Annotated in this window: 10 protein-coding genes; 5 read left to right on the top strand and 5 right to left on the bottom strand. The window is 66.2% G+C overall.

The features are described 5' to 3' along the window. The 5 genes from secG to VKZ87_RS18085 all read left to right on the top strand — a co-directional run. On the top strand, positions 1-332 hold a 332-nt coding region (gene secG, locus VKZ87_RS18105; RefSeq protein WP_414655664.1), incomplete at its 5' end, for a preprotein translocase subunit SecG. A 99-nt stretch (positions 333-431) separates the two neighbouring features. Next, entirely contained in the window at positions 432-2,063 is a 1,632-nt protein-coding gene (locus VKZ87_RS18100) for a CTP synthase (protein ID WP_324222674.1), read from the top strand. 157 nt (positions 2,064-2,220) lie between these two features. Beyond that, positions 2,221-3,066, top strand: a complete 846-nt coding sequence (gene kdsA, locus VKZ87_RS18095; protein ID WP_324222673.1) for a 3-deoxy-8-phosphooctulonate synthase — start codon at positions 2,221-2,223, stop codon at positions 3,064-3,066. 206 nt (positions 3,067-3,272) lie between these two features. After that, positions 3,273-4,553: a phosphopyruvate hydratase gene (gene eno / locus VKZ87_RS18090; RefSeq protein WP_324222672.1), complete on the top strand. Its 1,281-nt coding sequence runs from the start codon at positions 3,273-3,275 to the stop codon at positions 4,551-4,553. Beyond that, a complete protein-coding gene (locus VKZ87_RS18085) occupies positions 4,553-4,891 on the top strand; it encodes a hypothetical protein (RefSeq protein ID WP_324222671.1) in 339 nt (112 codons plus the stop codon). Before eno ends, VKZ87_RS18085 begins: the two co-directional genes overlap by 1 nt. On the opposite strand, the gene VKZ87_RS18080 is transcribed toward VKZ87_RS18085, so the two are convergent. Genes VKZ87_RS18080 through VKZ87_RS18060 form a run of 5 tightly spaced genes read right to left on the bottom strand, consistent with a single transcriptional unit; the run spans position 4,892 to position 8,504 of the window. Continuing rightward, positions 4,892-5,188: a DUF1330 domain-containing protein gene (locus tag VKZ87_RS18080; RefSeq protein WP_324222670.1), complete on the bottom strand. Its 297-nt coding sequence runs from the start codon at positions 5,186-5,188 to the stop codon at positions 4,892-4,894. It abuts the gene before it with no gap. Between the two features lie 10 nt (positions 5,189-5,198). After that, on the bottom strand, positions 5,199-5,624 hold the full coding sequence (locus VKZ87_RS18075; RefSeq protein WP_324222669.1) for a DUF350 domain-containing protein: 426 nt from the start codon (positions 5,622-5,624) through the stop codon (positions 5,199-5,201). A 23-nt stretch (positions 5,625-5,647) separates the two neighbouring features. Continuing rightward, positions 5,648-6,739, bottom strand: a complete 1,092-nt coding sequence (locus VKZ87_RS18070) for a quinone-dependent dihydroorotate dehydrogenase (RefSeq protein WP_324222668.1) — start codon at positions 6,737-6,739, stop codon at positions 5,648-5,650. Between the two features lie 4 nt (positions 6,740-6,743). Continuing rightward, complete coding sequence (locus VKZ87_RS18065; RefSeq protein WP_324222667.1) at positions 6,744-7,877, bottom strand: glutathionylspermidine synthase family protein; 1,134 nt, start codon at positions 7,875-7,877, stop codon at positions 6,744-6,746. A 12-nt stretch (positions 7,878-7,889) separates the two neighbouring features. Further along, entirely contained in the window at positions 7,890-8,504 is a 615-nt protein-coding gene (locus VKZ87_RS18060) for a DUF1190 domain-containing protein (protein WP_324222666.1), read from the bottom strand. Positions 8,505-8,624: the final 120 nt, after the last annotated feature.

Genomic DNA, 8,624 nt, shown 5'->3' with positions numbered 1-8,624 from the left:
CGGAGATCAGACCGATGATGACGTTGCTTCTCGTGGTGCATATCCTGCTCGCGCTGGCGCTGACCGGCGTGATCCTGGTGCAGCGCTCCGAAGGCGGCGCGCTCGGCATCGGCGGGGGCGGCGGTTTCATGACCGCGCGCGGCCAGGCCAACCTGCTGACGCGCACCACGGCGATCCTGGCCGTGCTGTTCTTCATCACCAGCATCGGGCTCGCCCTGATGGCGGGCGGCGGAAAGTCGAATCAGCCGCGCTCGATTCTCGATTCGGCACCGCTGACGCAGCCTGCTGCGCCGGCCGAGGCGCCGCAGCCGAGCGTTCCGCTGTCGCAGTAACCACCAGAACCGGAAAGCAGATTCCGAGTTTTTGAAATTGCGCGCCGCGGCGCGCCAAGCCCTTTTGTGTGTCGTATGGATCGGTTAAACAGGACTCCCATGACGCGGTACATCTTCATCACCGGCGGCGTGGTTTCCTCCCTCGGAAAAGGACTGGCATCGGCGGCGCTGGGCGCGCTGCTGCAGGCCCGCGGCCATACGGTCCGCCTGCGCAAGCTCGACCCCTACATCAACGTCGATCCGGGCACGATGAGCCCGTATCAGCATGGCGAGGTCTTCGTCACCGATGACGGCGCCGAAACCGACCTCGATCTCGGCCATTACGAGCGCTTCACCGGCGTGCCGAGCCGCAAGACCGACAACATCACCACCGGCCGCATCTACCAGACGGTGATCGCCAAGGAGCGCCGCGGCGACTATCTCGGCGGCACGGTGCAGGTGATCCCGCACATCACCGACGCCATCAAGGACTTCATCGCCGCCGACAATGACGGCGTCGATTTCATGCTGGTCGAGGTCGGCGGCACGGTGGGCGACATCGAAAGCCTGCCCTTCCTGGAGGCGATCCGCCAGTTCGGCCTCGAGGCGGGCAGGGGCCAGGCGATCTACATCCATGTCACCCTGGTGCCGTTCATCGCCGCTTCGGGCGAGCTGAAGACCAAGCCGACGCAGCATTCGGTCAAGGAGCTGCGCTCCATCGGCATCCAGCCCGACATCCTGCTCTGCCGTGCCGACCGCGAGATCCCGCAGGGCGACCGCAAGAAGATGGCGCTGTTCTGCAACGTGCGCGAAGAAGCCGTGATTCCGGCGCTGGACGTCGAGACGATCTATGCCGCGCCGCTGGCCTATCACGAGGCCGGGCTGGACGTGCAGGTGCTCAAGGCCTTCGGCCTGGATGCGGGCAGCGCGCCCGACCTGACCCGCTGGAAGAACATCGTCCAGCGCGTGGTGGCGCCGGAGAACACCGTCAAGATCGCCATCGTCGGCAAGTACACGGGGCTGAAGGACGCCTACAAGTCGCTGGCGGAAGCGCTGGCGCATGGCGGCATCGCCAACAACACGCGCGTCAATCTCGAATGGATCGAGGCCGAGATCTTCGAGAAGGACGAAACCGCGCTGCATGCGCTGGCCGGCGTGCATGCCATCCTGGTGCCGGGCGGCTTCGGCGAGCGCGGGTCGGAAGGCAAGATCCGCGCGGTCACCTTCGCGCGGGAACGCAACATCCCGTATTTCGGCATCTGCTTCGGCATGCAGATGGCGGTGATCGAATATGCCCGGAGCAAGGCCGGCCTGCCGAAGGCGAGCAGCACCGAATTCGGCCCGACCGACGAGCCGCTGGTGGGCATGATGACCGAGTGGATGCGCGGCAACGAGCTGGAGCAGCGCTCGGCTGCCGGCGATCTCGGCGGCACGATGCGGCTGGGCGCCTACGAGGCGACGCTGAAGCCGGGCAGCCGGGTGGCGGAGATCTACGGCAGCACGACGATTTCCGAGCGCCACCGGCACCGCTACGAGGTGAACACCAAGTATCGCGAGAAGCTGGAAAGCTGCGGGCTGCTCTTCTCCGGCATGTCGCCCGACGGCCTGCTGCCCGAGATCGTGGAACTGCCCGACCATCCCTGGTTCATCGGCGTGCAGTATCACCCCGAGCTGAAATCCAAGCCCTTCGAGCCGCATCCGCTGTTCGCCAGCTTCGTCAAGGCGGCCCTGGACCAGTCGCGGCTGGTGTAGGCGGTTACTTTTTCTTTACCCTGTCATGGCCGGGCTTGACCCGGCCATCCCCGTGGTCAGGCTTGGTGCGATTCACGCATGGATGCCCGCGACAAGCCCGGGCATGACAGATTAGAATATTGGAACAAGTCGAGATTACGCTCCGGAGTTCTGGTCCATGACCGACACGCCCAACCCCATCCGCCATGTCCAGGTCGGCGATTTCAGGATCGGCAACGACCTGCCGCTGACCCTGATCGCCGGGCCCTGCGCCATGGAAAGCCGCGAGCATGCGCTGGACATGGCCGGCTCGCTGAAGGAGCTGACCGAGAAGCTCGGCATCAACTTCATCTACAAGTCCTCCTTCGACAAGGCGAACCGCACCTCGATCCGCAGCAACCGCGGCTTCGGCCTGGACAACGCGCTGCCGGTCTTCCGCGAGATACGCGAGACGCTCGGCCTGCCGGTGATCACCGACGTGCATACCGAGGAGCAGTGCCGTCTGGTCGCCGACAGCGTCGACGTGCTTCAGATTCCGGCCTTCCTCTGCCGCCAGACCGATCTGCTGGTGGCGGCGGCGCAGACCGGCAAGCCGGTCAACGTCAAGAAGGGCCAGTTCCTCGCGCCCTGGGACATGAAGAACATCGTCGAGAAGTTCGACTACTGTAACAATCCGAACGTGATGCTCTGCGAACGTGGTGTGAGCTTCGGCTACAACACGCTGGTCAATGACATGCGCGCGCTGCCGATCATGGCCGAGACCGGCTGCCCGGTGGTGTTCGACGCCACCCATTCGGTGCAGCAGCCGGGCGGGAAGGGCACGGCCTCGGGCGGCGACCGCCGCTTCGTGCCGGTGCTGGCGCGCGGCGCGGTGGCGATCGGTGTGGCCGCCGTCTTCATGGAAACCCACAAGGACCCGGATTCAGCGCCCTCCGACGGCCCCAACATGGTCCGCTTCGACCAGATGGAAGCCGTGCTCGAACAGCTGCTCGAATTCGACCACCTGGCCAAGGCGGCGCATTAGGCGCCGCATCAAGGCGCGTCACCCCCTCGGCCTTGTGCCGAGGGCTGATCTGCCTGGATGTTCGGGCAGGCCCGGCGTGACGATGGGCTTTCCCACCCGTTGTCCCCAACTTGCCACCATCCGGCCCCTTGCCGCAGGCCGCCTGCCGGGCTATCCCTTCGAGCCGGTCTTTCCCGGTTTTTCCCAGCATCTGAGGGCTTTTCGGCATGAGCGGCATTACCGACATTGTGGCGCGTGAGATTCTCGATTCCCGCGGCAACCCGACCGTGGAAGTGGATGTCGTGCTGGAATCCGGCGCCTTCGGCCGCGCCGCCGTGCCCTCCGGCGCCTCGACCGGCGCCCATGAGGCGGTGGAACTGCGCGACGGCGACAAGAGCCGCTATCTCGGCAAGGGCGTGCAGAAGGCCGTCGAGGCGGTGAACACGGAAATCTTCGACGCCATCTCCGGCTTCGAGGCCAGCGAGCAGCTCGCCATCGACCGCACGATGATCGAACTGGACGGCACGCCGAACAAGTCGCGGCTGGGCGCCAATGCCATCCTCGGCGTGAGCCTTGCCGTCGCCAAGGCGGCGGCGCAGGAAGCCGACCTGCCGCTCTACCGCTATGTCGGCGGCGCCGCGGCCCATGTCCTGCCGGTGCCGATGATGAACATCGTCAATGGCGGCGCGCATGCCGACAATCCCATCGACGTGCAGGAATTCATGATCATGCCGGTTTCGGCCAAGACCTGCGCCGATGCGATCCGCATGGGCGCGGAAGTCTTCCATACGCTGAAGAAGAAGCTGAAGGATGCCGGCCACAACACCAATGTGGGCGACGAGGGCGGTTTCGCGCCGAACCTGCCGAGCACCCGCGGCGCGCTGGACTTCATCATGCAGGCCATCGAGGCGGCGGGCTACAAGGCCGGCCAGGATGTGATGATTGCGCTGGACGCCGCCAGCACGGAGTTCTTCAAGGACGGCCAGTATCATCTGGATGGCGAGAACCTGAAGCTCTCGCCGGCCGACATGGCGAAATACTGGCAGAAGCTGGTCGGCGATTACCCGATCGTCTCGATCGAGGACGGCATGGCCGAGGATGACTGGGAGGGCTGGAAGCAGCTCACCGACATGATCGGCGGCAGGTGCCAGCTGGTCGGCGACGATCTCTTCGTCACCAATCCGAAGCGTCTGGCCGACGGCATCGAGAAGGGCGTCGGCAACGCGATCCTGGTCAAGGTGAACCAGATCGGCACGCTGAGCGAGACGCTGGAAGCGGTCGAGCTGGCGCACAAGAACGGCTATCGCGCCGTCATGTCGCACCGCTCGGGTGAGACGGAAGACAGCACCATCGCCGATCTCGCGGTCGCCACCAACTGCGGCCAGATCAAGACCGGCTCGCTGGCCCGCTCGGACCGGCTGGCGAAATACAACCAGCTGATCCGCATCGAACAGCAGCTCGACGCCGCGGCCCGCTATCCGGGCCTGGCGGCGCTGAAGCGGCGCTGATGCGCGTCGCCGCCCTTGCCGCAGCCGCGCTGGCGCTCGCCTCGGCGGGCGCCGGCGCGCAGTCGCTCAACGTCATCGGCAAATGGGCGGTCAGCAACGAACGCTGCGAGAGCGGCGAACTGATCGAGTTCGCCGCTGACGGCTCGTTCCGGTCGACGCTGGACGAGGATGAACCCCGCGAAGGCCAGTACCGGACCGGCCGCGACCGCATCATCCTGCTGGATGCGGACGAGCCCGACCGCGAACTGGCGCTGATCGTGATCGATTTCACGCCCAACCGGCTGGTCGCCTTCGACGAAACGATCGAGGCCGACCGCCGGCTGACCCGCTGCCGGTAATCAGCTTCCGGGCAGGCCCTTCAGCAGCACCGAGACGGTATCCGCACCGGCGTGGCGGTCTTTCGAGATCTCGTTGTATTCCGGATCGTTGATGAAGCGCGTGGCTTCCGCCTCGTCGGGGAAGCTCATGATCACCACCTTCTCGCGATCCCAGCTGCCTTCCAGCAGTTTCGGCTTCTCATCCGCCGCCAGCACGCGGCCGTTGAAGCGCTTGAACACGCCGAAGAAGCGTGCCTGGTAGCGATCATACGCCGCGCGGTCGCGGAATTTCAGCATGGCCAGAACATAGACGGTCATGGCGGATTCCTCAGTAGGTCATGCAGGCAGCATTGAGCAGGCCGATGGCGATGCTGAGGCCGCCCGCCACGATGCCGGCCGCGGTTTCGCCGCGGGTGATGCGGTCGGGCAGGCGCGGCACGAGGATGCGGGCGGCGGCAAAGGCGCCCCACTGCACGATCAGCGCAACGATGCCCCAGACCAGCGCGTCCACCAGGCTCTGCGAGTTCATGATGGCGCTGGAGAGCGGGATGGCGAAGCCGATCGTCGCACCGCTCAGGGAAATCGCGGCGGCCGCGTTGCCTTCCTTGATCAGCTTCCATTCATGCTGCGGCGTCAGCCTGGTGTAGACGACCAGGAACAGCATGAGCAGGATCAGGGCGCAGATGAAGTAGAGCGCGAAATCCGGCAGGGTCACCAGATAGCGGCTGAAATCCGGGCGCGTCGTGCTGATCATGTCGGGTTCCTGCAGTTGGTCGTTCAAGTCACGTCGAGGCCGACGGCGTCGCTGATGTTGCGCAATCCGTCGCGTTCGAGCAGGCGCGGCAGCTCCCGGAGAATCCGGCGTACCACGCCGGGCCCCTCATACACCAGCGCGGTGAGGAGCTGAACGGCCGAGGCGCCGCGGCGGATTTTTGCATAGGCGTCCTCGGCGGTGGATATGCCGCCGGCCGCGATGATCCGGAAGCGGCCCCGGTCCATCCGGCGCCAGGTTTCGGTGATGCAGGCATCGATGAGGGCGGAGGCGGGCGGTCCGGAGACGGCGCCCGGCCGGTCGCGCCAGACCCGCTCCGGCGTCCGCAGGCCCTCGGGTTTCACCGGGGCGAGATTGAACATGAAGCCGGACACGAAATCATGGGGCTCGACCGCCTGCAGCAGCCGCTCGATGGCCTCGATGCCGCCGAGCGGCGAGACCTTCAGGAAAACCGGCTTGTCCGGCCGCAGGTTGGCGATGGCGGCGAGCCAGTCGCGCAGATGGCCCGGATCGGCGAAGAAGTCACGGCCATCCTCGGTATTCGGGCAGCTCAGGTTGAAGGTCAGGTAATCGGCTTGCGGCGCAAAGGCGCGCGCCGCCTGGACATATTCCGCGATGATCTGCTCAGCGCTCTCGGGTGGGGCATGGCGGCCGCGGTTGGTCTTGACGATGTTGATGCCGAGCGGCACCGGCAGGCGGAGCTGCGCCAGCCGCCGGGTGATGACGGCGGCACCGTCATTGGGCAGGCCGTAATGCACGAGGATCGCGCGGTCGTCGGGCAGGCGCCAGAGCCGCGGCTTCGGATTGCCGTCGGAGGGATCGAGCGAGGCCGAGCCGATCTCGATGCTGCCGAAGCCCAATGACGCGAGGGCCTCGGCCGCCGTACCACTCTTGTCGAAGCCGGCGGCGAGGCCGACGGGATTGGGGAAATGCAGCCCGGCGATTCTCACCTGCAGCCGAGGGTCGTGATCGTCGGCGAGCTGCCGCGCGGGCGCGAAACGGCCGAGGCGCGCGGCAGCCTCCAGCGCCAGCCGATGCGCCTGCTCGGCATCCAGCCGGAAGAGCAGCGGTCGGAGCCAGGCGGTGTACGGATTCATTCCGTCATTCGAAGAGGTGCGGCACGAAGCGGCTGCTGTTGCGGGTGATCGCCGAGCGATCCTCGCGGATGCCCAGCCCGCAGGCGCGCGAGGCAACGACCCAGACGCCGAGCACGGGGTAGAAGCCGTCGAAATTCGGCATCTCGATGGCCTGCTGGTAGATCACCGCGTCGGCGTCGCCGGGATCGCCCTGCATCGGCAGCTGTTCCTGCACGGCATTGTCGGCGTCCAGCCGCGCGATGCCGGCGCCCTCGCGGCCCCAGAACGGCTTGCGCATCTTCGGGCCGCGGATCGCGGCGGCGTCGAAGGAGGCCGGCAGCAGGTTCTCGTGTTCCGGCCAGCGCTGCCACAGCAGCGGCAGCAGCGCCTTGGTGGAAAGCAGCATCTTCCAGGCCGGCTCGATCATGCGGATGCCGGACTTGCGGATATGGGCCGCGAATTCCTCCTGCAGCAGCCATTCCCAGGGATAGAGCTTGAACAGCACGGTGATCGGCTTCGCCTTCAGGTCGACGAAGCGTTTGCCGTTCCAGCCGATCTCGTCGATGAACAGCCGTTCGGTGTCGATGCCGGCCTGCACGGCGGTGTCGCGCAGATACTCGGTCGTGCCGAAATCCTCTTCATGGTTCCGCACGCAGGCGAAATGCAGCTGGTGGCCCCAGAGGCCGAAATGCTTCCAGGCCTCGATCAGCGTTTCATGGATGCCGTTGAACTGGTCGCAATGGGCGCAGTAGCTGTCGAGCCATTCCCACTGCACGACGCTGGCTTCATACAGCGCCGTCGGCGTGTCGGCGTTGTATTCGAGCAGCTTGGGATGGCCCTGGCCGTTCCAGGCGAGATCGAAGCGGCCGTACAGGTTCTTGTCCTGGCGCCGCCAGGAATCCTCGATCAGCTGGCAGGCCAGATCGGAAATGCGGAAGGGGGCGTAGTCACCCTTCTCGATGATCTCGGTCACCAGCTCGAGGCACATGTCCTCCAGCCGCTGCGCCGCGTCGTCGAGTTCGTCGATCTGCGCCGCCGTGAAGGAATAGGCGGCGTCCTCGCACCAGTAGGGCTCACCATCGATGGTGTGAAAGGCAAAGCCGATCTTCTCGGCGCGCTCGCGCCAGTCCGGGCGCGGCTCGACGGCAAGGCGTTCCATACGGACGCCGGATCAGGAAGCGGCGGAGTAGGTGCCGCCGGTGCGGCCGAAACCGCCACGCGCGATGCTGTTCGGCGTCGCCCTCGGCGCGTCGGGGAAGCGGTTGGTGCTGAGCTGCCCGAGCTGACGGTTGCCGGAATAGGCGGTGTTGGTCGGGTCGCGGTAGAGCGGCTGTGCGCCGAGGCCCGGGCCGCCGAGCGCCCGGCCCATCATGTAGCCCATCAGCAGCGGCATGAAGACGCTGCCGCCCTCGGCCTGCTGCTGCGGTGCGGGCTGGGCGGGGTCGCCGGCCGGCTGGGCGGCCGAGAAGGCATCGTTGCCGGCCAGGATCTGGTTCGGCGTGCCGCAATTGTCGGCGCCGAAGCGGTCCTCGCATTCCTGGCGGCTGGCAAAGCGCGGGGCGGACTGGACATGGGCCGCGCGGGCATCGGCCAGGGCCATCCGGCAGGCATCCGGGTCCGGCTGGCTGGCGCATTCGGCCTGGCTGCGCAGCACGTCATGGCCGGCAAGCGGATCGTTCTCCTGGCAGGCGGTGAGGCCGATCAGGCCGACAGTGCCGAGCAGGACAAGACGGATGGCGCGGGGTTTGCGCTGGCGATGCTTCAGGGTACGGATTCGGGTGCTCATGGCGACAAGATAGTCTGCTCCGACGGGAACGGAAAGATGCCTGCCCGCGGAACCCGCTCGATCCGGGTAATCGCTTGAATCGGATAAAAAATTCCGCAGCCGTTAACGAAAGCGTTTGAC

This window comes from Ferrovibrio sp., assembly GCF_035304305.1.
GTDB lineage: Bacteria > Pseudomonadota > Alphaproteobacteria > Ferrovibrionales > Ferrovibrionaceae > Ferrovibrio.
The sequence above is the reverse complement of the archived record's forward strand: the minus strand, read 5'-3'. Positions and strand labels throughout refer to the sequence as shown.